Origin of the sequence: Qipengyuania sp. SS22, from assembly GCF_025736935.1 — a bacterium.
Classification (GTDB): Bacteria; Pseudomonadota; Alphaproteobacteria; order Sphingomonadales; family Sphingomonadaceae; genus Qipengyuania.
Genome location: NZ_CP107048.1, coordinates 319347 through 341511, shown reverse-complemented (window position 1 = coordinate 341511; position 22165 = coordinate 319347). Strand labels below are relative to the sequence as shown.

Here is a 22165-nt window from a genome sequence, read left to right as displayed (position 1 = left end):
AGCGCGCCACTTCGCGCAAAGCTTCATCCGGTTCAAGCCGGGGGTGCCCGCGCCCCGACATTTTCCGACAGGGTATACCTCTCCATGCCGACCGTGATCTTTCCCGGCCCCGAAGGCCGCCTCGAAGGCCGTTTCTCCCCCGCCCCGCGCCCGCGCGCACCGGTGGCGATGATCCTCCACCCGCACCCGCAAGGCGGCGGGACGATGAACGAGCAGATCACCCAGCGGCTCTACAAGACCTTTGTCAATCGCGGCTTTGCCACGCTGCGGTTCAATTTCCGCGGCGTCGGCCGCAGCCAGGGCAGCTTCGACAATGGTGTCGGCGAATTGTCCGATGCCGCCAGCGCGCTCGACTGGATGCAGCAGGTCCACCCCGAAGCGCAGGTGACCTGGGTCGCGGGCGTCAGCTTCGGCGCGCTGATCGGCATGCAGTTGCTGATGCGCCGCCCCGAGATCCGCGGCTGGATCAGCATCGGTGCGCCCGCGAGCATGTACGACTTCTCCTTCCTCGCCCCCTGCCCCGCCAGCGGCATCTTCATCCACGGCGCGCAGGACACGGTGGTCCAGCCGCAGGCAGTGACCAAGCTGGTCGAGAAACTGCGCACGCAGAAGCACATTACCGTGCATCACGAAGAAATTCCGCGCGCGAACCACTTCTTCGAAAACGAGCAGGAAGAGCTGATGAAGTCGGTCGACAATTATCTCGACTTCCGCCTCGACCCGAGCTGTCCGATCAAGTGATCGGGCGGCCCGCGGCGCGGGCCACACCCGACGTTCGAAACGGCTAAGGTTGCGTAATGCAACGCGAAAATGCTTCGCCGACCCATAGTAATGTTGTAACATTCTTCACGTGAGGAGGCGCCAAAGCCTCCCGCAGTGGAAGAGGAGCAACACCATGTCCTATACCGACCAGACCCGCGGGCCCTCGCCCGCCAGCATGGCGGCGGTGATCGGAGTTCACGCCGCCATCGGCGCGATCCTTGTCGCCGGTCTCACCGTGAGCGGTACGGTGCCCGATATCATCAACAAGATCGGCGCCACCAATATTCCGATCGACCCGCCCCCGCCCAAGCCGCCCGAGCAGACCCAGCCAAACCCCCGCGACACCGTCCAGCCGCGCCCGCAGACGCCGGTGCCCCCGATCGACGTAAAGACGACCGAGACCACCCCGCTCCAGCCGCTGCCCATGCCGACCTTTCCCCCCGTCGATTTCCCATCGGGCAAGGAAGTAGCCAAACCCAAACCGGTCAGCACCTTCACTCCGGTCGAAGCCAAGCCGAGAAACGATCCGGCGGCGTGGCTATCGACCAATGACTATCGTCCGAGCTGGGTCAGGCGCGAACTGACCGGCCTCGCGCGGTTCCGGCTCGAGATTGCAGCGAACGGGCGCGTCACCGACTGCACCGTCACCGGCTCGACCGGCCATGCCGTCCTCGACACGGCGACCTGCAAGCTGGTCACGCAGCGCGCGCGGTTCGAACCCGCGCGCGGCGGGACAGGCGAAGCGGTGGCAAGCAGCTATACCAGCGCAGTGCTCTGGCAACTGCCTGAATAGTTGTGATTTACCCGGGGTCCTGCTCGAGCTTGTCGAGCGGGGCCTCGCCGCCTGCATCGGGCAGCACCCAGATTGCGACATTGGCCAGCGCGACCGCGGCCAGCAGCACCATCAACAGCGCATTCCTTACATTGCCCGTCCGCCGCCACAGGAAGAAGGCCCCTACCAGCAGGAGGATCGCGGCCAGGACGGTGATCGAAAGCACGGTATCGAGCATGCCTTTCCCATAGCCCGCTGCCCCGCCGCTGCAAGTCATCAAACCGGAACGAGGTTAGGCGCTGCCAGTTGGATGAGGTGAAGGAGACGGCAGCATGAGCATTTTCGGCAAGATCAAGGACGCGGTATTCGGCAAGAAGGGCGAAACGCAGGACACCCCCAAGCCCGCGCCCAAGCCGACCGGGAATGCCTGGGCCGACGCCCCGGTGGTTGAACAGAAGGCCAAACCGGTTGTCGATATCGAGAACAATCTCGACAACATGCCCGGTGCCGACACGCTCAACTGGCGCACCTCGATCGTCGACCTGATGAAGCTGATAGGGGTCGATTCCGATTACGAAAGCCGCAAAGCGCTCGCCGTCGAAATGGGCCGCGAGGATTATGCCGGCAGCGCCGAGGATAATATCTGGCTGCACCGCCGCGTCATGAACGAACTGGCCGCCAATGGCGGGACGGTCCCGCCCGAATTCCTCGATTGATTTGACAGGCTTGCACGCGGGAAGCACACCCGCGCGCATGACCCAGACCAGCACCGCCATCACCCGCCGCCAAGCCCTCGCCGGGCTTGGCGCGACATCCGCTCTTGCCCTGTCGGGATGCGCCGCCACCGCGCGCCCCGGAGCGATCGCCCGCGCGCAGGCGATCGGCGCGGAGCGGCTGCTCGAAGTGGTCGGCTACAATCTGCTCGCGCACGAACCCGAACGCGCGACCGCGCTGGGGGTGGACACCGGCCGCTATTACGATTTGCGCGGCAAGCTCGAAGACCAGTCGCCCGCCGGGCAGGCTGCTTATGCCGCGACGCTCAGGCAGGATCTCGACCGCGTTCGCGCACAGCCGCGCGAAGGCCTCGACAGCGCGACCGTGACCAGCCTCGATGTCGTCGAAAGCGCCTATGAACTCGCGCTCGACGGCTTCGCGCTGCCCTATGGCGATACGCCGGTCGGCAATTGGCGCACCGCGCCCTATGTCGTGATCCAGAACGTTGGCGAATATCTCGCTCTGCCGCGCTTCATGCAGTCGAACCACAAGGTCGAGAACGGCGACGATGCCGATGCCTATATCGAACGGATGGAAGCGATGCCCGCCACATTCGATGGTGAGCTGGCGCGGATCCGCCAGGCGCGCGGGATGGGCGTGGTCCCGCCTGCCTTCCTGCTCGACAAGGCGCTGCGCCAGATGGAACAGACCATCGCCAGCGCGGGCAAGGGCGAACTGTTCGCCGACGATCTGCGCGCCAAACTGCAAGCCATGGGCATGCCCGAAAGCCATGCCAATCGCGCGCTGGCGCTGGAAAGCGGGCCAATCGCCGAAGCGCTGAATCGCCAGCTCGAGGAACTGCGCGCCGAACGCGCCGCCGCCAGCGATGCGCCGGGTATTTCCGCGCGCCCGCATGGCGAGGAATTCTACGCCTGGGCGCTGCGTTCGAGCACGACCACGCGCCTGTCCGCCGACGAGGTGCACCGGCAGGGCCTCGCCGAGCTCGAAGCGCTGCATGCGCGGATGGACCCGATCCTGCGCGGCATCGGCTATACCAGCGGCTCGGTGGGCGAACGCATGCAGGCGCTGGCCGCCGACCCGCGCTACAAGTTCGCCGAGGGCGATCCGGGGCGCGCGCAGATCATGGATTTCATCGCCGATCGGGTCGAGTGGATCAAGGCGCAGATGCCCCGCGCCTTCAACACGCTGGTCGATCCCAACATGGAGGTGCGCCGCATCCCGCCCGCCGAGGAAGTCGGCGCGCCAGGCGCCTATGGCGGCGCGGGCAGCAAGGATGGCAGCATCCCCGGTCGGTTCTGGATCAATTTGCGCAGCACCGATCTGCACCGCAAATACGATCTTGCCGACCTCACCTATCACGAGACCATTCCGGGTCATGTGTGGGAGGGCGAATATTCGAACCGCCTGCCGCTGATCCGCTCTATCCTCGCCTTCAATCCGTTCAGCGAAGGCTGGGCGCTTTACGGCGAGCAACTCGCCGACGAGCTGGGCGCCTATGAGGATTTCGAAGTCGGCAAGCTGGGTTATCTGCAGAGCCTCGCCTTCCGCGCCTGCCGGATGGTGGTGGATACCGGCCTGCACGCCAAGGGCTGGAGCCGCGCGAAGGCGGTCGATTTCTTCGTCACCCGCAATGGCAGCAAGCCCGCAGAGGTCGAGAGCGAGGTCGATCGCTATTGCAGCTGGCCGGGACAGGCGACCGGTTACAAGCTGGGCCACAGCCGCATCGTCGACCAGCGCGCGCGGGCGCAGCGCGAACTGGGCGCGGCCTATGACTTCAAGGCGTTCAACGACGCGGTCGTGCTCGGCGGCAATGTCCCGATGGACGTGCTGGAAAAGAACGTCGGCCGCTATATCGCCGCGTCGACGATGGAATGACGTTTTTGTCATAGAATTCTAACGGCCCCCCGCTAGGTTCGATGCCACAACACATCGACGGGGGTCGCATCCATGTTCCGGTTCTTTGCTGCTATCGCAGCCCTAGCTCTCGCTGTTCCCGCGCAGGCCGACTGGCATCGCGCGGAAAGCGAGCATTTCGTCATCTATGCCGACGACAGCGCCAAGGACATCACGCGCTTCGCCACCATGCTCGAACGGTATCATTCGGCGATGGCTTTCGTGACCGGGCGCGAGGTCGAAACGCCAAGCCCGTCGAACCGGGTGACCGTCTATGCCGTCGGCGGCTCGCGCACCATGCGCAAGCTCTCGGGATCGCGAAACGTCGGCGGGTTCTATATTCCCCGCGCCGGCGGTTCGACCGCCTTCGTCCAGAATATCCGCGCGGGGCATGGCGAGCTCGACTGGTCGATGACCGTCCTGCTCCACGAATATGCCCACCATTTCCTGATCGCGAGCTCGCGGTTCGCCATGCCGCGCTGGATGGACGAAGGCGGGGCCGAATTCTTCGCCTCGGCGCGTTTCCCGCGCAATGGCGAGGTTCACATCGGACGTCCGGCCTATCACCGTTCGGCCGAGCTGGCCTACGCACCCGAAGTCTCGATGGACGAGCTGTTCGAACGGGGAAAATTCAAGATCGGCGGATCGGGTTCGCGCGACGATTTCTACGGGCGTAGCTGGGCGTTGTACCATTTTTTGACGTTCGACCCGGATCGCAAAGGCCAGCTGCTCGGCTACGCGCGCCGCATCGCCGCGGGCGAGGCATCAATCGACGCCGCGCACGCTGAATTCGGCGATTTGCGCACGCTCGGCAAGGATCTCGACCGCTATCTGATGAAGCGCAAGCTGAGTGGATTTGCTCTCCAGTCCCATATCCTGCCGATCAAACCCATCACGGTCGAACGCCTGAGCGAGGGGATGGATGAAATGCTCCCCGTGATCATCCGTTCGAAGCGCGGTGTGGACGAGGAACTCGCCGCCGAAGTGCTCATCGACGCGCGCGAAGTGGCCGCGCTCTACCCCGATGATGCCGGGGTCCGCGCGGCGCTGGCAGAGGCAGAATACGATGCCGGTAACACCGCCACCGCGATTGCGGCCGCCGATGCGGCGCTGGCAATCGATCCATCGGTGAAGAACGCCTATGTCCAGAAAGGCTATGCGCTGTTCAGGATGGCGCGCGAGGCGGATGACGAGGCCGCTGCCTATGCCCAGGCCATGCAGCCCTTCTCCGCGCTCAATCGGCTCGAGAACGATCACCCGCTCCCGCTGGTCTATTACTATCGCAGTTTCACCGAACGCGGCGAGGAGCCCAGCGAGAACGCCAAGCATGCGCTCGAGCGTGCGGCGCAGCTGGCGCCCTTCGACCGCGGCCTGGCAATGAATGTGGCACTGATGCAGGCACGCGAAGGCAGGATCGAACTGGCCCGCAGCAACCTCGCACCCGTTGCCGCCAATCCGCATGGTGGGTCCGAGGCAAGCCTGGCGCAGCGGTATCTCGATGAGCTTGCGCTCGTTGACGAAGGGACGAAATGGCGCCCGGGCCGCGTGCTCGACTTGACCGATATGCTCACGGAACTGGCCGGAAAGCTCACCGACGATAGCGAAGACGAGGACGAGTAATCCGCGCTCGCGCAGACAGCCGCCCACGACTATAGCTGGGCACGCCGGGTCGCTCCGGCACGATGAAGTCGGCGCGATGGGAGCATCGGGCGAAGACCTCGAGACCATGCCGCGCGTGCCGAATTGTCCGACCATGTTATCGGCGTGTTCTCCGCCCGCCGGCGGCGTCAGTTCGAGCTGAAGAACAGCGCGGTCGGCGAAGGCTCGGTCGTGGCGAGCCGTATTTGGAGCTAACTCGACCGGCTGGCGGTGCCCACCAGCACGGTCTGAGCCAGCGTTACTTCTTTCCGAACAACCCGCTGGCCATGCCGGCGATATCGTCGAGCGGATTGCCGTCGCCATCGAGGTCGAGCATGCTGGCGAACTTGGCGAGCGAGCCTTCGCCGCCGATCGCATCGCGGATCTGTTCGAGCATCTGCGTGTCCATTCCGGTCTTGGCCGAGGCGACTTCGATCGTGTCGCCCGGGTCCTGATGCGCCTCGCCCAGCGCCGCAACGGCCTTCGCCGCGAGTTCGGGGTCGATGCCGAATTTCTCCGCCATGTTGGTCACGGTCGGATTGTCACCGACCTGGCTGAGAATGCTGTCGAAAAGGCCCATCGCGCGTATCTCCTGCGGTAAAGTGGCCACAGCATGCCAGTTGGGGGCACAATGTTAAAGCCCCCGGTCCGCATTGCTGCGGCCGGGGGCCTCCTCTCCGACTGGTGCGCTCCTGAGCGGAGCGAAACGGGTCAGGCAGCGACCGATTTGCGCGGCGCCGCATCACGCACGCCTTGGTCGACATGCGCAGCGAAGGGTTCGAAATTGTCGACGAACAGCTGCACCAGCTTGCTGGCGGTGCGATCGTATTCGTCCTTGTCGGTCCAGGTCGACCGCGGATCGAGAATGCCCGTATCGACGCCCGCAACCGCAACCGGCACTTCGAAACCGAAATTTGGGTCCTTGCGGAATTCGGCATCGTTGAGCGACCCGTCGAGCGCAGCGTTGAGCAGCGCGCGCGTCGCCTTGATCGGCATCCGGCTGCCCACGCCGTATTTGCCGCCGGTCCAGCCGGTGTTGACCAGCCAGCAATGCACTTCGCCCTTGGCGATGCGCTTCTTCAGCAGATTGCCGTAAACGCTCGGGTGACGCGGCATGAAGGGCGCGCCGAAACAGGTGCTGAAAGTGGCTTCAGGCTCGGTCACGCCGATTTCGGTGCCCGCGACCTTGGCGGTGTAGCCCGACAGGAAGTGATACATCGCCTGATCGGGGGTCAGCCGCGCGATCGGAGGCAGCACGCCGAAGGCATCGGCGGTCAGCATGATGACGTTGGAGGGCGGCGGGCCCATGTTCTTTTCCGACGTGTTCGGAATCGACGACAGCGGATAGGCGCCGCGGGTATTTTCCGCGAGGCTGTTGTCGTCGAGGTCGATTTCGCCCGCATCGTTCATCACGACGTTCTCGAGGACAGTGCCTTCCATCTTGGTGGTGGCATAGATTTCCGGCTCGGCCTCGGGGTTGAGACGGATCATCTTGGCGTAGCAGCCGCCTTCGAAATTGAAGACCGCGGTATCCGACCAGCCATGTTCGTCGTCGCCGATCAGCGTGCGGCTGGCATCGGCCGACAGCGTGGTCTTGCCAGTGCCCGACAGGCCGAAGAACACGGCAGACTTGCCGTCGGGGCCGATATTGGCCGAGCAGTGCATCGGCATCACACCCTTGGCGGGCAGCAGGTAGTTGAGGATGCCGAAGACGCTCTTCTTCATCTCGCCGGCATATTTGGTGCCGCCGATCAGGATCAGCTTTTCTTCGAGATTGACCGCGATCACGGTCTCGCTGCGCGTCCCGTGGCATTCGGGGTCGGCCTTGAAGCTGGGCAGGTCGATGATGGTGTATTCGGGCACGAAACCGTCGAGCTCGGCCTCGGTCGGGCGGACCAGCAGCGTGCGGATGAACTGGTTATGCCACGCGAGTTCGTTGATCACCCGGACATTGACGCGGTGTTCGGGCTGCGAGCCGCCGAACAGATCGGCGACGAAAAGCTCGCCCTTGTCCGCCACCGCCTTGAGGAAATCTTCCTTGAGGGCGGCGAAATGCGCCGGGGTCATCGAGGCGTTGTTGTCCCACCATACGGTGTCTTCGGTTTCGGCGTTGCGGACGATGAACTTGTCCTTCGCGCTGCGGCCCGTGTGCTTGCCCGTTTCGACCACCAGCGGACCGTCCTTGGCGCGGCGTCCCTCGCTGCGCTCCAGCGCGGCAGCGGTCAGCTCTTCCGACGTCATGTTGGGGTGAATGGTGGCGGAAGTCTGGATGCCCTGATCGGCAAGCGAATGGGAAAGCGAAAAGGTCACTGAATTCTCCAGCGCATGATGCGGGTTCGTCCGAAAGTGGCCTGCGCATACGAATGCGCGGCTGTCCTGAACGCCAATAGTCCGGCTGCCACCCGCCGTCAAACGGCTGACTGCCGATAAGTGCGCGGCAGGCGACAGCCTGCGTTGTTTTGCCGCGGCATTGCGGCTAGTCATCGGGGCATGGAGCACATGGGCGCAGAGGCGATGCCGCAGGGCGAGACGAACCGCACGGTCATCGCGCTGGTCGATGACGACCGCAATATCCTTACCACCGTGTCGATCGCGTTGCAGGCCGAAGGATTCGCCACACGCGTTTACTCGGACGGCGAGGCGGCGCTGGGCGCGCTGCTGTCCAATCCGCCCGACCTTGCCATCTTCGATATCAAAATGCCCAAGATGGATGGGATGGAGCTGCTCCGCCGCCTGCGCGAACACTCGCCGCTGCCGGTGATCTTCCTGACCAGCAAGGACGATGAAACCGATGAGCAGGCCGGCTTGGAAATGGGCGCGGACGATTACATCGCCAAGCCGTTCAGCCTGCGCCTGCTGCTGGCGCGCATCCGCGCGATCCTGCGGCGCAGCGGGGGTGACCATCCACTGCTGCTGTCCGAGCAGTTCGACGACAAGCCGGGCGAGCTGGTCGAACGCGGGCGCTTGTTCATGGACCCGGCGCGCCACCATGTGACCTGGGACGGACAGCCGGTATCGCTGACCGTGACCGAATTCCTGCTGCTCGAGGCGCTGGCTGCGCGCCCGGGCGTGATCAAGAGCCGCAACCAGCTGATGGATGCCGCCTATCCCGACGATGTCTTCGTCGATGATCGCACGGTCGACAGCCATATCAAGCGCATGCGCCGCAAGTTCCGCAGCGTCGATTCCACCTTCTCCGCCATCGAGACGCTGTACGGTGCAGGCTACAGCTTCAACGAAGGCTGAGGCGAGGCACACGGTCCATGTCCGAAACCGGCAGTGTCCTCAAAGGCGATCCGCGGATCGAGAAGCAGCGCTGGTCGCGGCGGCTCTCGCTCACCAGCCGCATCCTGTTCGTCAACATCCTGCCGCTGGTGCTGCTGGGCGGCGGGGTCATCTATGTCGATGCCTATCGCAAGCAATTGCTCGACGAGCGGTTCAAGCTGGCGCTGGTGGAAGCGCAGATCACCGCCGAAGCGCTGGCCGGCGCAACCCCGCAACGGCAGGAAGCATTGCTGATCCAGATCGGCAAGGAGCAACGCCTGCGCCTGCGGGTCTACAGCCCCGACGGCACGCTCGAATCGGACAGTTTCAAGCTTGCTCCGCCCAGTTTCGTCCTGCCGAGCGCGAAGGAGGTCGACCAGGATGCCTTCGCGCTGCGGCTCGATCGCTGGTTCGACCGGGTGGTCGGTGCCCCTGCCCTGCCCGACTATGTCGAGCCCGAGACAGACGATGTCGGCGACTGGCCCGAACTGACACGGGCGCGCGAAGACAGCCTGACGCAAATCGTCCTGCGCGATGCGCCCGACGGCACGCATGTAATCAACGCCGCCGCGCCGGTCGGGCTCGACGGCGATACGCTGCTGCTGACGCGCAACCCGGTCGACATCACCGAAAGCGTCCGCGAAGCCCGTTCGACCGTGGCGCTGGTCGTGCTGCTGGCGCTGGTCATTTCGACCCTGCTGTCGTTCTTCCTCGCGCAGACGATCGTGCGCCCCTTGCGCGAACTGGTCCATGCGGCAGTCCGCGTGCGGCAGGGCCGCGACCGGCAGGTCGAAGTGCCGCGCCTGCCCCAGCGCCGCGACGAGATCGGCATGCTCGCGCGTTCGATCTCGGACATGACCGCCGCGCTGCGGCAGCGGATTGATGCGGTCGAACATTTCGCGGCCGATGTCGCGCATGAGATCAAGAACCCGCTCGCCTCGCTCCGCAGCGCCACCGAATCGCTGAGCAAGGTCGAGGATCCCGAATTGCGCGCGCAATTGCTCGATATCGCCACGCATGACGTGCGGCGGATCGACCGTCTGGTCACCGAGATCTCGGACGCCAGCCGCATCGATGCCGAAATGTCGCGGACCGAATTCGAGCCCGTCGACCTGGCGCAATTGCTCTGCACCATCGTCGAAAGCCGCGAGGCGCGCGACGAGAACGAGGGCCGCACGCTCGAAATCTCGGGCGCGGATCGGCCAGCGCGGGTCATGGGCGTGCCGGTACGGCTCGAGCGCGTGATCCAGAACCTGCTCGACAATGCAGTGTCCTTTTCACCGCCTTCGGGCTGCATCTGGGCCGACCTCAGCCGCCGCGACGACTGGATCACACTGACAATCTGCGACGAGGGTCCCGGCATCCCCGAGAAAAAGCGCGAGAAGGTCTTCCGGCGCTTCCATTCGGACCGCCCGGCGGAAGAAGATTTTGGCAATCATTCGGGCCTTGGCCTCGCGATCGCGCGGACCATCGCCGAGGCGCATGACGGTACGCTGGTCGCCACCTCGCGGATGGATGGCGAAAGCGGAGCCTGCCTGCACCTGGGCCTTCCGGCCAGGCGCTGAGCATGGCGGTGCTCGCCAATATTACCGCTGTGGCGGTCGCTGGGCGGGTGCTGCTGATCGAGGGTCCGCCGGGATCTGGCAAATCGGCGCTCGCACTGGCGCTGATCGATCGCGGAGCCACGCTGGTGGGAGACGATGCCGTGTCCGTCATCCGCAATCGCGACACGCTGCTTGCCGGACCGCCGCCCAATACCTGCGGGCTGATCGAGATCCGCAATGTGGGTATCGCCGAACTGCCCGTGACCGAAGGCCCGGTCGCGCTGCTGCTCACGCTCGATCCCGCTGCACCGCGTTTCCCGATGGACATTCCCGCGCGCGACATCGACGGTGTCGCCATACCGATGCTGCCTTTTGCTCCCGGTGATGCGGTGCAGGCACTGCGCGCCGAATATGCGTTGGAACTGCACGGGCTTCCCCTCCCCAAAGGCGATGAAAAGGCATAGGCACCCCCGCCATGGCCGATGATTCGCCTCGCAAGCAGCACGTTCTCCTGGTCACCGGTGTGTCCGGGGCGGGCAAATCGACCGCGCTTCAGGTGCTTGGCGACCTTGGCTGGGAGACGATCGACAATTTCCCCATCCGCCTGCTGGGCCGGGTGGTTGGTGGCGGGGCGGACAATCCGCGGCTCGCTATCGGGGTCGATTCGCGCACTCGCGGCTTCGCGCCGGACAAGATCATCGAGCTGTTCAAGAAATTCGACCGGCTGGACGAGGTCGATGTGACCACCATGTTCATCGATTGCGGCAGCGGTGAACTGGAACGGCGTTACAACGAGACGCGCCGACCGCATCCAATGGCCCGCGGGCGCACTGCGATGGACGGTATCAAGGCCGAACGCGAATTGCTCGAACCGCTGCGCCGTTGGGCCGATATCGTCATCGACACGACCGATTATTCCACCAACCATTTGCAACAGATTGTCCGCGAACGCTTTGCCGACGATGCCGAGCCGCGCATGACGGTAACCGTGTCCAGTTTCGGCTTCGCGCGCGGCATGCCCCCACTCGCCGATCTGATGTTCGACATGCGCTTTCTCGACAATCCGCACTGGATCGAGGAGCTGCGCGAACAGACCGGGCTCGACGAGGCGGTGGGCGCCCATATTACCGCCGATCCGGCCTTCGCCCCCGCTTTCAACAAGATCACCGATTTGCTGCTCGAGGTCATGCCGCGCTACGCAACGCAGGGCCGCAGCTATCTCAACATCGCCTTCGGTTGTACCGGAGGGAGACACCGCTCGGTCTATAGCGCGGAACGCGCCGCCGAGGTCTTGCGTGAGGCTGGCTTTTCGCCCACGGTCATTCACCGTAACCTCGGTTCGCGTCCCGCCGATCCGCTCGAGCGCCGCTAGACCCGGGGGCAAGGAATGATTAAGCGCCACGCTGGCATATTCTTCGGGCATCGCAACGGAACTGAAGCTGCATGATCGGCATGATCCTCGTCACCCACGGCAAACTGGCCGAACACTTCATCGATGCGATGGAGCACGTCGTCGGCAAGCAGGAAGCCGTGGCGACCATTTGTATCGGTCCCAATGACGATATGGAGCAGCGCCGCGCCGACATCGCCGACGCGATCAAGGCGGTCGACGATGGCCAGGGCGCAATCATCCTGACCGACCTGTTCGGCGGGACGCCCTCCAACCTCGCCATCTCGCTGCTCGATACGGGCCACATTGAAGTGATCGCCGGGATCAACCTGCCGATGCTGATCCGCCTCGCGGGCGCGCGCAAGAGCATGAATGTGGTCGATGCGGTCAACGCCGCGCAGACCGCCGGACGCAATTACATCACGGTCGCCAGCGAATTCCTCGGCCAGGATATCGCAGGCGCACGGAAAGCGTCTTGAACGAGCTGCGCAAGAGTCTTGTGGTGGTCAACCAGCGCGGGCTCCACGCCCGGGCGAGCGCGAAGTTCGTCAATGCGGTAGCCGAACTCCCCGCAGGCTGCACCGTCCGCGTGGCGAAGGGCGACAATGAGGCAGCCGGCGGCTCGATCCTCGGCCTGATGATGCTTGGCGCGGCCAAGGGCGACACGATCGAGATTGTGGTTGCAGGCGAAGATGCGGATGCGGTGATGGCGCAGCTTTCGGCCATGGTCGAGGATGGCTTCGGGGAACCCTGACGTGAGCCCGACCCGCCGCGAAATCACCGGCTTTTCCAATTCCACGGTCAAGGCCCTACGCGCGCTGCGCGAAAAGAAGCACCGCAAGGCCGCGGGCCGCTTCCTGGCCGAAGGGCTTCGGCTGCTGACCGATGCGCGCGAATGCGGGCATTTGCCCGAAGTGCTGGTGCTATCCGACAGACGCGAGCCGCACCCGCTGCTGGCGGCGCTGGAGGACGCGGTCGAGGCCGATGGCGGCGAGATCATCGAAACCACGCCCGACATCCTTTCCAAGATCACCGGCAAGGACAATCCGCAGGCAGTCGCGGGGGTCTTCGCCGAATTCGACACGTCGCTCGCCGCGCTCGATCGCAGCAGCGCCGATATCTGGCTGGTTGCGCAGGCGCTCCGCGACCCGGGCAATCTGGGCACCATGCTGCGCACCGGCGACGCGATCGGTGCGGGCGGCGTGATCCTGCTCGACGATTGCGCCGATCCCTTCAGCGTCGAGGCGGTGCGCGCGAGCATGGGCGCGGTGTTCACGCAGCGCATTGCGCAGGCGCGGTGGGAGGAATTCGAACCGTGGCTACGCAGCGGCGCAGGGCAACTCGTCGCCGCCAGCCTGCGCGACGCGCAACCCTATCGCGGCGCGCCTTATACCGCGCCCTGCTTCGTCATGGTCGGCAATGAAAGCCGCGGCCTGCCCAAGGCATACGAGATGGCCTGCGACCTGCGCGTGACAATGCCGATGAAGGGCCGCGCCGACAGTCTCAACGCCGCCGTCGCCGCGGCTGTGCTGGGCTATGAGGTGCTGGCCACGCTCTGAAGACGGGCGGCAGCCCGCCAGCGAACGAAGGGGATGTTAACCACAGTTCGCTACTGACGGGCCCGACCGCCCATGACCTCACCCGATCGCTTTGTCTCCCTCGACGGATTACGCGGCATTGCGGCTATCGCAGTCATGCTGTTTCACGTTTCGCTTGGTTACATGCCCGGCGGCTACCTGGCAGTCGATTTCTTCTTCTGCCTCAGTGGCTTCGTGATCGCGCTGGCCTTTGGAAAGCGGTTCGCAGACGGGCTGGCGTTCCGCGCCTTTGCCAAGGCCCGCTTTGCCCGGCTCTACCCGATGATGTTCATCGGCGGCCTGCTCGGCATTATCCTGCATGGCGGCAATCCCAACATCCTCTTGCTGGTCCCAGATGTCATGGGACTGAGCCTGTTTCCGACCAACCCGCCGTTCTGGTCACTGCTCGCCGAAGTGCTCGCCAATATCGCCTTCGCGCTGGTCCTCGTGGGACTATCGACCCGCAAGCTGGGGATGGTCGCTGTGGTTTCGGGATTGCTGCTCGCCTTCGCGATCCTGTCGGGCCCGTGGCCACGCGAGCTCGGCTCGCATTGGGACGGGGCCGGATGGGCGGTCCCGCGTACGCTCTACTCCTTCACCGCGGGTATGCTGATCTATCGCTGGCATGCGCAGGCAGCGCCGGTCCGGCGCACCAGCCGGCTGGCATTGCTGCTGCCTGCCGCGCTCCTTGCCATGACTTATTTCGGCGGACCCGACCGCGCGCTGTGGGACACGGCGGCGATCCTGTTCGGCCTGCCCGCAATCGTCTGGCTCGGTATGCGCATGGAGATGCCGTTCCAGCCGCTATGGCGACGGATGGGTGCGCTGTCCTACCCGCTCTATTGCATCCATGTGCCGATCATCGCGCTGGCCGACGACCCACTCGCCCGGCTGGTTATCGCGGCGCTGCTGGTGCCCGCCGCACTTGCGCTCGATGCATGGTACGACAAGCCCGTCCGGACGTTCCTCGCCAATCGGCTTGCGCGGGCCAAGCCAGCCGCAATGCGCGCCGTCTGAAGTAGCGCCCTACTCCGCAGCCTCGCGTCCGTCCTCAATCTGCGCGGCATCTTCGGCGTTGTAACGCGGGGTCGCTTCGACTTGGGGCACCTCGTCGATCTCGCGCTTGCCGATCTCGATACCCTTTTCATGCAGGCGGCGCCCGGCAGAGAGCACATTGCGCTCGAAACTGCCGACGAACTTGTTATAATTGTTGACCGCGGTTTCGAGTCCGCCGCCGACGCGTTTCATATGCTCGGCCGCGACCGCGAGGCGGTCGTAGAGCTCCGCACCCGCCTTGCCGATCTCGACCGCTTCCTGGGCGATTGTGTCCTGCCGCCAGACCTGTGCAACGGTACGCGCAATCGCAACTAGGTTGGTGGGGGTGGCGAGCAGCACCTTGTTGCGAAACGCGAAGTCCCACAACTCCGGGTCATGCTCCAGCGCAGCGGCAACGAAATGCTCGCCGGGAACGAACATGACCACGTAATCGGGCGTGTCGTCGAACTGGCTCTGATAGCTCTTCGATCCCAAAGTCTGCACGTGGCCGCGCATCGATTTCGCGTGCAGGTCGAGATGCCGCACACGCTCGTTCTCGTCATCGGCTTCGAACGCGGCCTGGTAGGCGTTCAGCGAAACCTTGGCGTCGATCACCAGCTTCTTCTGGCCCGGAACATGGACCACCGCATCGGGGCGCAGGCGGCCTTCGTCGGTCTCGATCGAATGCTCGAGAATGAAATCGGTGTGTTCGGATAGGCCGCATTGCTCGAGCACGTTTTGCAACGCCCGCTCGCCCCAGCGCCCGCGCGCCTTGGGGGCATTGGTCAGGGAATTGCCGAGACGCTGCGCCTCGCGCCGGACCTCTTCCTGGCCCAGCCGCATCTGTTCGATCTGCGCTGCGAGCGAGGAGAAGGCATTGGTGCGCTTTTCCTCCAGCGCGGCGACCTGGTCCTCGTATTTCTTGAGCCGGTCGCCCACCGGCTGCAGCAATTCGCGGATCTTGGCTTCGGAGGTCTTTTCCGAATGCCCCAGCCGCTCGGTCGCGCGCTCGAGAAACGCATCCTGCGCCTTGGTCAGCACCGCCGAACCGGTGTTCTGGAATTCCTTGAGCATTTCCTCGCGCGCTTCGATCAGCAAGCGTTTCTGCTCGTCGAAATTGGCGGTCTTTTCCTTCAGCGTCGCAAGCTCGGCGCTGAGCGTCCCGTTGGTGCGGCGCATTTCCTCGAGCACGGCCTCGTGCTGGCGGCGCGTCTCGCGCAATTCGCCGTCGAGCGCGTCGGCGCGCTCGGCGCGGACCGTGGCATTTTCCAGATCGACGATCGCCTTGCGGAACTTTGCGTCGAGTTCCTTCGCCTCCGCATCCCGCTCGCCATGACGGGCCTGCCAGTCCTTGACCGGCGCGGAGCCCAAGCGGTGACCGAGGAAATATCCCAGCCCAAGGCCAAGGACGAGCACGATGATGGCGATAAGGGTCGGATCCATGACGCGATCCTACGCAGAACGGAGAGGGAACGCTAGATGCACATCGCCACAATCAACACATGCGTCGCCCCTGCGCAGGCAGGGGCCCAGCTGACCTCTCGGAAGAACGCAAAGTTAGCTGGATCCCCGCCTTCGCGGGGATGACGCCAAGGTTGGGGGAGCAGCGGGGGATTAAGCCGCTTCGCGCAGCTTTTTCAGCTTCTTGAGCGCCATGTTGCGCTTGAGGCGGCTGAGGTGGTCGATGAACAGGATGCCTTCGAGATGGTCCATCTCGTGCTGGATACAGGTGGCCATCAGGCCTTCCATATCCTCTTCATGCGTTTCGCCCTCAAGGTCCTGATAGCGCACGCGGCAGGTCGCCGGGCGGTCAACATCGGCGAAGATATCGGGGACCGACAGGCAGCCTTCCTGATAGCTGGCGAGGTCTTCCGCCGGATCGAGGATTACCGGGTTCACGAACACCCTTGGTTCCTTGATCGTCGGATAGTGCACATGCTCGTGCCCGTCGTGATCGCACGGCTCGGGCTCGGCTTCGGTATCCTCGGGCTGAAGGTCGATCACCAGCACGCGCTGGGGCACGCCGACCTGGATCGCGGCAAGGCCGATGCCGGGCGCGGCATACATGGTTTCGAACATGTCGGCGACGAGCTCGTTCAGCTCGTCGCCGAATTCGGTGACGGGTTCGGACACGGTCTTGAGCCGGGGATCCGGCACTTCGAGGATTTCACGGATAGCCATGGGTTGCCAGATAGTCGCGCTATGCGGATTCTTCAATTGTTCGTTGCGTGCAGGAAGCGCCTCCGCGCTTCGCTTGGGGCGGCACCGGCCCACTCCCCCACCCGGCCACCCATAAGATACCGTGCCGTGGGTGGCCGGGTGGGGGAGTGGGCCGGTGCCGCAAGCCTTCGAAGGAGGTCGAAGGCGCTGCCGACAAAAACCTACCCCATCGGCCTTCTTGCCCGCAGCGCCTGCGCCAGCGTGCCCTCGTCGAGATAGTCGAGTTCGCCGCCCACCGGCAGGCCATGCGCGAGCTGCGTGATGCGGACCGGGAATTCCTCCAGCCGTTCGGCGAGGTAATGCGCGGTGGTCTGTCCTTCGAGGGTGGCATTCATGGCGAGCACGATTTCGTCCACCCCGCCCGCCTCCACGCGTGCCAGCAATTGCGCGATATTGAGGTCTTCGGGCCGCACGCCGTCGAGCGCGGACAGCTTTCCGCCCAGCACGTGATATTTGCCGGTGAACAGCTTGGCGCGGTCGAGCGCCCACAGATCGGCGACATCCTCGACCACGCAGAGCGCCTTCGGATCGCGCCGCGGGTCGGCGCAGATACCGCAGGGGTTGGTAGTGTCGACATTGCCGCAGGTCTCGCATTCGACCAGCGCCTCGCCTACCGTGGCCAGCGCTTCGAGCAGTGCGGGCAGCGCGCTTTCGCGCCGTTTCACCAACCACAGCACCGCGCGCCGTGCGCTACGCGGTCCGAGGCCGGGTAGCCGCGCCAGTGCCGCGGCGAGGGTTTCGATCTCTTGCGATGCCATGGGGCGACAGATAGGGGCCGCAGCGGAACAGAGAAAGGCCACCAGCCCAGTCATGCGCATAATCTTCATGGGAACGCCCGATTTCGCAGTGCCGACGCTGCAGGCGCTGGTCGATGCGGCGCATGAGGTGGTCTGCGTCTATACCCAGCCGCCCCGCCCCGGCGGCCGGCGCGGGCGCGAACTGACCCCCACCCCGGTACACCAGCGCGCCAGCGATCTGGGGATCGAGGTACGGCATCCCAAGTCACTGAAACCGGCAGAGGAGCAGACGGCATTTGCCGCGCTCGATGCAGATATCGCGATTGTGGCCGCCTACGGGCTGATCCTGCCGCAGCCGATCCTCGATGCACCGCGGCATGGCTGCCTCAACGTCCATGCCTCGATCCTGCCGCACTGGCGCGGGGCCGCGCCGATCCACCGCGCGGTGATGGCGGGAGACAATGTGACCGGCGTCACGATCATGCAGATGGAGGCCGGGCTCGACACCGGTCCGATGCTGGCGATGGCACGCACCCCGATCGAGGACAAGACCACAGGCGAGCTAACCGGGGAACTGGCCGAACTCGGCGCGCAACTGATGGTCGGCACCTTGCGCGACCTCAAAATCCACGTGCCGGTCTCGCAGGACGATGCCGATGCGACCTATGCCGCCAAGATCGACAAGGCCGAGGCGCGGATCGACTGGGATCGTCCAGCGGTGGAGGTGGTCCGGCATGTCCACGGTCTCTCGCCCTTTCCCGGGGCATGGTTCGAACTCGATGGCCAGCGGGTGAAACTCTTGCGCGCCGAGATGGTCGAAGGATCGGGCAAACCCGGAGAAGTGCTGGACGATCGGCTGAGGATCGCATGCAGCGAGGGGGCGATCCGTCCGCTCGAACTGCAACGCGCGGGCAAGCCGAAGATGGACCGGGACACCTTCCTGCGCGGCAATGCAGTGGTGCCGAGCACGATCCTCGAATGACTGCCGACCTTGTCCGTCACCCCCGCGCAGGCGGGGGTCCAGATACCTTCTCGGCTGCCGCGATCGTCAGCTGGATTGTCGCCTGCGCGGGAATGACGGGTGTAGGGAGAATGGTCCGCCGATGACCCGTTTCGCGCTAACTCTCGAATTCGACGGGACCCCCTTTTTCGGCCTCCAGCGACAGAAGGACGGTCCGAGCGTCCAGCAGGCGGTCGAGGAAGCGGCCTATCGTGTGCTGGGCGAGGAGGTGCGGCTGCACAGCGCCGGCCGGACCGATGCGGGCGTGCATGCGATCGCGATGCGCAGCCATCTGGACGTTGAGAAGGACATCAAGCCTTACCGCCTGATGGAGGCGCTCAATGCGCACCTCCGCCCCGATCCCGTCGCGGTGACGCATTGCGCGATCGTCCCCGACGACTGGCATGCGCGCTTTTCCTGCACCGGTCGGTCCTATGTCTATCGCATCGCCAACCGCCGCGCGCCGCTGACGCTGGAACGCGGCCGCCTGTGGCAGGTGCCACAGGAACTCGACGTGCAGGCCATGCACCGCGCGGCGCAGGCGCTGGTCGGCCTGCACGATTTCACCACTTTCCGTTCGGTCCATTGCCAGTCGGACAGCCCGGTGAAGACGCTCGACCGGCTCGATGTCGAGCAGGTGGCGACGCCCATGGGCGCGGAAGTGCGCGTGCATGCCGCAGCGCGTAGCTTCCTGCATCATCAGGTTCGTTCGATGGTCGGCTGCCTCGCGCTGGTCGGCATGGATCGCTGGCCCGAGGAGCGCATGGCCGAAGCGCTGGCCGCGCGCGACCGACAGGAATTGGGATTGAATGCCCCCCCGCATGGCCTGTATTTCGTAAGCGCCAGCTACGGCACGGACGCAGGGGACTAAACATGGCAAAGTGGTACAAAATCCCACTAAGCTTCAGAATTACCGAGCGCGAGTATCGCGCCAATATCAATGGAATAAATATTGTTTTTGGCGCGGTCTTGGGATTCGTCCTCGCCGGCGCCGAGGGCCTTCCGCCACTCGATTTCGCAGGTCTTCTGTTTATCAGCGCCTTCGTTGTGGTGATGATCCTCTATCTCGGATCAACCGAATATACGCTGTTTTACGCATTAGTGACGGCAGCCAGTATCGTGTTCCTACCGTTCCTGCTCGAATTCGCTGGAGTGGCGCGCGCGGAGGTCCCGCAACTCCAGCCCACACTTGGTGTCTGGGCGATCATGATCGTGATGGCAGAACTCACGCGGGAAAAGGCGACCGATGCTTGACCCAACGTCACCCTAGCCAAGCGCCACGAGCGCGCCTAGCGATAGGCGCAATCGGTCGAGAATCGAATTGGGAGAATGTAGATGACCACCACCGGAAAGCAGCTTTTCACCACTCTTGAAAGCGACGGTACGCTGACCGTCGAGATCGCGCAGAGCGAATTTCCCGATCCCACCGGCAATCAGGTGCTGGTCAAGATGGAAGCGGCGCCGATCAACCCGTCGGACCTCGCGATCCTGACCGGCGCGGCCGATTTCGAGAATGCCGAGTATTCGCCCGGCAAGGTCGTCGCCAAGATGCCCGAGCCGTTCAATTCGGGCCAGAAAGCCCGCCATGGCCAGCGCCTGCCCGCGGGTAATGAAGGCGCAGGCACGGTCGTCGCTACGGGCGATTCGGACATGGCCAAGGCGCTGATGGGCCAGCGGGTCGCCTGCGTACCCGGCACCGCCTACAGCGAATATGCGATTGCCGATGCTGCGATGTGCCTGCCGCTTGGCGATCACAGCGCCGAAGCCGGCGCGTCGAGCTTCGTCAATCCGATGACGGCGCTCGGCTTCGTCGAGAACGCCCGGATGGACGGACACAAGGCGATCCTGCACACCGTCGGAGCGTCCAACCTCGGCCAGATGCTCAACCGCATCTGCCTCGAGGACGGCATGGGTCTCGTCAATATCGTGCGCAAGGACGAGCAGGCCCAGCTGCTAAAGAGCCAGGGCGCGACGCATGTCGTGAATTCCTCCGACGAAGATTTTCTCGATCAGCTCAAGGCGGCGATCGACGATACCGACGCTTTCTACGGCTTCGATCCGATCGGCGGCGGCAAGATGGTCGACACCTGCTTCAAGGCGATGGAACAGGTCGCGGTCGGCAAGATGACCGAATATTCGCGCTATGGCTCGAACCAGCAGAAGCGGATGTTCATCTATGGCCGCCTCGACTTCGGACCGACCACGCTGACGCCCAGCTACGGCTTCGGCTGGACGCTCTCGGGCTGGCTGCTGACGCCGTTCCTGCAGAGTGCGGGAATGGAAACGGTGATGCGGATGCGCAAGCGCGTGCTCGACAACCTCACCACCACCTTCGCCAGCGGTTACAAGACCAAGGTCGATCTCGAAGGCATGCTGACCAAGGATGCGATCCTCGATTATCGGCAGATGAAGACCGGCGAGAAATATCTCGTGATGCCGCAGGGCTGATCTACGAACATGCCCCCTCCTCTTCAGAGGAGGGGCAACGAGACTTGGCAAGCCGCAGGCGAGCCTAGTCGCAGTGGGGTGGTGATAGCGGCAAGCGCGACGCTGGCGCGTCGCCACCACCCCCAACCCCCTCCTCTTAAGAAGAGGGGGCCTTAACGCCCGTTGAAGGCGCGCTGGATGGCGGCGGGATTGCGCTCGCCGCTGGCGATCAGCAATTGCAGCAGGATACGCGCCTTTTGCGGGTTGAGCGCCCGCGCCGCGACGAAGCCATTGGCGGCATCCTCGGGCTCGCGATCGACCAGCCCTTCGTCCGCCCGGCTCGCGCGGACGACGCAGACGCCGCGCGCTACCAGCCGCGCCAGTTCCTGCCGAACGCTCTCGGGCATATTGCCCTCGCCTACCCCGGCGACCACGATACCGCGCGTGCTTTCGGCGAGTTGGCGCGAAAGCCCGGCAGCATCCAGACCGGCATAAACATAGAGGATCACCACCTCGGGCAGCTCATCGGACCAGACGAAAGCGGCCTCGGTCCCGCTGCGCCAGGGCGCGCCGAACCATTCGAGCGAAGCGGGCGTAACCAGTCCGACCGATTCGCGAGGAAAACCGCGAAACGCCTCGGTCCCGCGGGTGCGGACCTTGTAGACGTCGCGCGCGCCGAACACGCGGTCGCCCATCACCACCAGCACCCCGCGCCCCGCGGCATCGGGATCGCTCGCCACGCGCACCGCATTGGCAAAATTGCGCAGCCCGTCATAGCCCACCGCATCGGCGGGCCGCATCGCGCCGACCACCACCACGGGCTTGTTCCCCGGCAGCGTCAGATCGAGCAGGAAAGCGGTTTCCTCCAGCGTATCGGTGCCGTGAGTGACGATGATGCCATCGCAGGCCGGGTCCGACAGCGCGGCCATCGCGGCGGTGTGCAAGGCCTGCCACACCGCCGGCCCGATATCGGCCGAATCGATATTGGCGATTTGCGTGCCCGACAATTCGGCCTCGAGCCCCAGCCCGCCGACCTTTTCGAGATAATCCTCGATCCCGATCTCGCCCGACCGATAGTCATGCGCGATGGCAGAACCGGCGATCCCGGCAATCGTGCCGCCGGTGGCGAGGACGGTAAGCTTGGTCATGGCGCGGCGAATAGCGGCCCGGC

At 64.6% G+C, this 22165-nt stretch carries 24 protein-coding genes; 17 read left to right on the top strand and 7 right to left on the bottom strand.

Going from position 1 to position 22165, the window contains the following annotated elements; genetic code table 11:
* The first annotated feature begins 84 nt into the window (after nucleotides 1-84).
* Together N6L26_RS01615 and N6L26_RS01610 are read left to right on the top strand one after the other, a co-directional pair.
* On the top strand, nucleotides 85-741 hold the full coding sequence (locus N6L26_RS01615) for an alpha/beta hydrolase (protein WP_253517895.1): 657 nt from the start codon (nucleotides 85-87) through the stop codon (nucleotides 739-741).
* Between the two features lie 154 nt (nucleotides 742-895).
* On the top strand, nucleotides 896-1555 hold the full coding sequence (locus N6L26_RS01610) for a TonB family protein (protein WP_263606315.1): 660 nt from the start codon (nucleotides 896-898) through the stop codon (nucleotides 1553-1555).
* A 7-nt stretch (nucleotides 1556-1562) separates the two neighbouring features.
* On the opposite strand, the gene N6L26_RS01605 is transcribed toward N6L26_RS01610, so the two are convergent.
* Nucleotides 1563-1772, bottom strand: a complete 210-nt coding sequence (locus tag N6L26_RS01605; RefSeq protein ID WP_263606314.1) for a hypothetical protein — start codon at nucleotides 1770-1772, stop codon at nucleotides 1563-1565.
* Between the two features lie 94 nt (nucleotides 1773-1866).
* Here N6L26_RS01605 and N6L26_RS01600 point away from each other — a divergent pair, with 94 nt between their 5' ends.
* The 3 genes from N6L26_RS01600 to N6L26_RS01590 all read left to right on the top strand — a co-directional run bounded on the left by N6L26_RS01600 (nucleotide 1867) and on the right by N6L26_RS01590 (nucleotide 5782).
* The gene (locus tag N6L26_RS01600; RefSeq protein ID WP_263606313.1) at nucleotides 1867-2250 is read left to right on the top strand and encodes a DUF3597 domain-containing protein; all 384 of its coding nucleotides are present in this window, start codon (nucleotides 1867-1869) and stop codon (nucleotides 2248-2250) included.
* Between the two features lie 37 nt (nucleotides 2251-2287).
* Nucleotides 2288-4144: a DUF885 domain-containing protein gene (locus N6L26_RS01595; protein ID WP_263606312.1), complete on the top strand. Its 1857-nt coding sequence runs from the start codon at nucleotides 2288-2290 to the stop codon at nucleotides 4142-4144.
* Between the two features lie 72 nt (nucleotides 4145-4216).
* Complete coding sequence (locus N6L26_RS01590; protein WP_263606311.1) at nucleotides 4217-5782, top strand: hypothetical protein; 1566 nt, start codon at nucleotides 4217-4219, stop codon at nucleotides 5780-5782.
* A 277-nt stretch (nucleotides 5783-6059) separates the two neighbouring features.
* Here the strand turns inward: N6L26_RS01590 and N6L26_RS01585 are convergent, their stop codons facing one another.
* Nucleotides 6060-6380 (bottom strand): hypothetical protein, encoded by a 321-nt coding sequence (locus tag N6L26_RS01585; RefSeq protein ID WP_263606310.1) that lies wholly within the window; start codon nucleotides 6378-6380, stop codon nucleotides 6060-6062.
* A 131-nt stretch (nucleotides 6381-6511) separates the two neighbouring features.
* A complete protein-coding gene (locus N6L26_RS01580) occupies nucleotides 6512-8110 on the bottom strand; it encodes a phosphoenolpyruvate carboxykinase (RefSeq protein WP_263606309.1) in 1599 nt (532 codons plus the stop codon).
* A gap of 180 nt (nucleotides 8111-8290) precedes the next feature.
* Between N6L26_RS01580 and N6L26_RS01575 the strand changes: the two genes are divergently transcribed.
* The 8 genes from N6L26_RS01575 (at nucleotide 8291) to N6L26_RS01540 (ending at nucleotide 14592) form a co-directional block, all read left to right on the top strand.
* On the top strand, nucleotides 8291-9046 hold the full coding sequence (locus N6L26_RS01575) for a response regulator transcription factor (RefSeq protein WP_318173612.1): 756 nt from the start codon (nucleotides 8291-8293) through the stop codon (nucleotides 9044-9046).
* 17 nt (nucleotides 9047-9063) lie between these two features.
* The gene (locus N6L26_RS01570) at nucleotides 9064-10629 is read left to right on the top strand and encodes a sensor histidine kinase (protein ID WP_263606308.1); all 1566 of its coding nucleotides are present in this window, start codon (nucleotides 9064-9066) and stop codon (nucleotides 10627-10629) included.
* A 2-nt stretch (nucleotides 10630-10631) separates the two neighbouring features.
* On the top strand, nucleotides 10632-11072 hold the full coding sequence (locus N6L26_RS01565; protein WP_263606307.1) for an HPr kinase/phosphorylase: 441 nt from the start codon (nucleotides 10632-10634) through the stop codon (nucleotides 11070-11072).
* 11 nt (nucleotides 11073-11083) lie between these two features.
* Nucleotides 11084-11980, top strand: a complete 897-nt coding sequence (gene rapZ, locus N6L26_RS01560; RefSeq protein ID WP_263606306.1) for an RNase adapter RapZ — start codon at nucleotides 11084-11086, stop codon at nucleotides 11978-11980.
* Between the two features lie 71 nt (nucleotides 11981-12051).
* A complete protein-coding gene (locus N6L26_RS01555; protein WP_253517932.1) occupies nucleotides 12052-12477 on the top strand; it encodes a PTS sugar transporter subunit IIA in 426 nt (141 codons plus the stop codon).
* Nucleotides 12474-12752 (top strand): HPr family phosphocarrier protein, encoded by a 279-nt coding sequence (locus N6L26_RS01550; RefSeq protein ID WP_263606305.1) that lies wholly within the window; start codon nucleotides 12474-12476, stop codon nucleotides 12750-12752. Before N6L26_RS01555 ends, N6L26_RS01550 begins: the two co-directional genes overlap by 4 nt.
* 1 nt (nucleotide 12753) lies before the next feature.
* On the top strand, nucleotides 12754-13557 hold the full coding sequence (locus N6L26_RS01545) for a TrmH family RNA methyltransferase (protein ID WP_263606304.1): 804 nt from the start codon (nucleotides 12754-12756) through the stop codon (nucleotides 13555-13557).
* A 72-nt stretch (nucleotides 13558-13629) separates the two neighbouring features.
* A complete protein-coding gene (locus N6L26_RS01540) occupies nucleotides 13630-14592 on the top strand; it encodes an acyltransferase family protein (protein ID WP_263606303.1) in 963 nt (320 codons plus the stop codon).
* 9 nt (nucleotides 14593-14601) lie between these two features.
* Here the strand turns inward: N6L26_RS01540 and N6L26_RS01535 are convergent, their stop codons facing one another.
* The 3 genes from N6L26_RS01535 to recR form a co-directional block, all read right to left on the bottom strand.
* Nucleotides 14602-16053 carry a DNA recombination protein RmuC gene (locus N6L26_RS01535; protein WP_263606302.1) on the bottom strand — a complete coding sequence of 484 codons (1452 nt, stop codon included), beginning with the start codon at nucleotides 16051-16053 and terminating at the stop codon, nucleotides 14602-14604.
* Between the two features lie 171 nt (nucleotides 16054-16224).
* Nucleotides 16225-16791: a peptide deformylase gene (locus N6L26_RS01530; RefSeq protein WP_263606301.1), complete on the bottom strand. Its 567-nt coding sequence runs from the start codon at nucleotides 16789-16791 to the stop codon at nucleotides 16225-16227.
* 200 nt (nucleotides 16792-16991) lie between these two features.
* Nucleotides 16992-17588 (bottom strand): recombination mediator RecR, encoded by a 597-nt coding sequence (gene recR, locus N6L26_RS01525; RefSeq protein WP_263606300.1) that lies wholly within the window; start codon nucleotides 17586-17588, stop codon nucleotides 16992-16994.
* 52 nt (nucleotides 17589-17640) lie between these two features.
* On the opposite strand from recR, the gene fmt reads away from it, so the two are divergent.
* From fmt to N6L26_RS01505, 4 genes are all read left to right on the top strand, one after another.
* Nucleotides 17641-18549 (top strand): methionyl-tRNA formyltransferase, encoded by a 909-nt coding sequence (gene fmt, locus N6L26_RS01520; RefSeq protein ID WP_263606299.1) that lies wholly within the window; start codon nucleotides 17641-17643, stop codon nucleotides 18547-18549.
* Between the two features lie 121 nt (nucleotides 18550-18670).
* Nucleotides 18671-19438 (top strand): tRNA pseudouridine(38-40) synthase TruA, encoded by a 768-nt coding sequence (gene truA, locus N6L26_RS01515; RefSeq protein ID WP_263606298.1) that lies wholly within the window; start codon nucleotides 18671-18673, stop codon nucleotides 19436-19438.
* 2 nt (nucleotides 19439-19440) lie between these two features.
* A complete protein-coding gene (locus N6L26_RS01510) occupies nucleotides 19441-19821 on the top strand; it encodes a hypothetical protein (protein ID WP_263606297.1) in 381 nt (126 codons plus the stop codon).
* Nucleotides 19822-19902: 81 nt separating this feature from the next.
* The gene (locus tag N6L26_RS01505) at nucleotides 19903-21015 is read left to right on the top strand and encodes a zinc-binding dehydrogenase (protein WP_263606296.1); all 1113 of its coding nucleotides are present in this window, start codon (nucleotides 19903-19905) and stop codon (nucleotides 21013-21015) included.
* A 152-nt stretch (nucleotides 21016-21167) separates the two neighbouring features.
* On the opposite strand, the gene N6L26_RS01500 is transcribed toward N6L26_RS01505, so the two are convergent.
* On the bottom strand, nucleotides 21168-22142 hold the full coding sequence (locus N6L26_RS01500; RefSeq protein ID WP_263606295.1) for an asparaginase: 975 nt from the start codon (nucleotides 22140-22142) through the stop codon (nucleotides 21168-21170).
* Between the last annotated feature and the right edge of the window lie 23 nt (nucleotides 22143-22165).